This window comes from Microbacterium sp. Bi128 (assembly GCF_918698205.1).
In genome coordinates this window covers 1-1,135 of record NZ_CAKKMM010001566.1, presented here as the reverse complement: position 1 = coordinate 1,135, position 1,135 = coordinate 1, and the positions used below count along the sequence as shown (strand labels likewise).

Genomic DNA, 1,135 nt, shown 5'->3' with positions numbered 1-1,135 from the left:
CGTCCAGGTTGCCGTCCACGGCGCCGCGCTCAATGCTCTTGGCGGCGGCGGACTCGACCCGCTCCCGGGCGGCCTCGGCCGACGCCTCGTCGCGCTCGACGACCACGACGTTGGCTCCGTTGATCAGGAAGGCGTGGGCGATGCCTGCGCCCATGCGGCCGCCACCGAGGACTCCCACTGCTGTCGGAAGGTTGGCGGGGAGTACGGAGTTGCCCATGTCTATTTCTGCTTCCCGGAATCTTTGGCGGACTTTTTCTCTGTTTTCTTGGCTGATTTCTTATCCAAGAATGTCTGCATGCGGTCGAACTTGGCCTGGGATTCGAAGAGGATCCCCTGTGCCAGCTGGTCAATGAGGGGATGCGCCTCGGCCGGGGCGTGGAACACGGATTTGGTGATCCGGACGGCGAGCGGGTCCTGTGTGGCGATCCGGTCGGCGAGGCTGTGGGCCGCGGCCATCAGCCCGGCCGGTTCATGGATTTCGGTGATGAGATTGACGGCCAGGGCACGGTCTGCGCGCAGCACGGCACCGGCGAGCAGCATTTCCTTGGCGACGGGCTCCCCCACGAGTTCCTTGAGGCGCCAGCTGGCACCGGCGGCGGCCAGGATGCCGAGTCCGGTTTCGGGATTGCCGATCCTGACGGACGGGGTGCCGATCCGGAAGTCCGCGGCGTACGCCAGTTCGGCGCCGCCGCCGAGGCAGAAGCCATCCAGGGCTGCGATGACGGGCATCGGCAGCTTGGCGATCCGGACGAAAATGGTGGAGTTGATGCCCTGCAGGGCATCGTCGCGGCGCCGCTCGCGCAGCTGCCCGATGTCGGCGCCGGAGGCGAAAACCCCCTTGGAGCCGGCGATGATGAGGACTTTGGGGTGCCGCTCGAGATGGGCGCAGACGGTGTGGAGTTCATCGACCATCTGCTGGTCGATCGCGTTGCGGACCTCGGGGCGGTTGAGCACCACCACCACGCGGTCCTCGCGCTCTTCGACCAGGAGCGTGCCGAAGCCAGCCGGGTCGAGGGCCGGGGCCGCCACTAGACGCGCTCCAGCAGCATGGCCGTGCCCTGGCCGACGCCGATGCACATGGTGGCAAGGCCGATTTTGGCGTTTTCGCGCTCCATCCGGCCCAGCAGTGTGATGG

3 protein-coding genes are annotated in these 1,135 nt (G+C 67.0%); all 3 read right to left on the bottom strand.

Annotated elements, in window-relative coordinates:
* On the bottom strand, positions 1 to 217 hold a 217-nt coding region (locus tag LQV45_RS34600), incomplete at its 3' end, for a 3-hydroxyacyl-CoA dehydrogenase NAD-binding domain-containing protein (RefSeq protein ID WP_230012433.1).
* A gap of 2 nt (positions 218 to 219) precedes the next feature.
* Entirely contained in the window at positions 220 to 1,029 is an 810-nt protein-coding gene (locus tag LQV45_RS34595) for an enoyl-CoA hydratase/isomerase family protein (RefSeq protein WP_230012431.1), read from the bottom strand.
* Positions 1,029 to 1,135: hypothetical protein (locus tag LQV45_RS34590; protein ID WP_230012435.1), on the bottom strand; the 107-nt coding region annotated here is incomplete at its 5' end. The genes LQV45_RS34595 and LQV45_RS34590, both read right to left, overlap by 1 nt.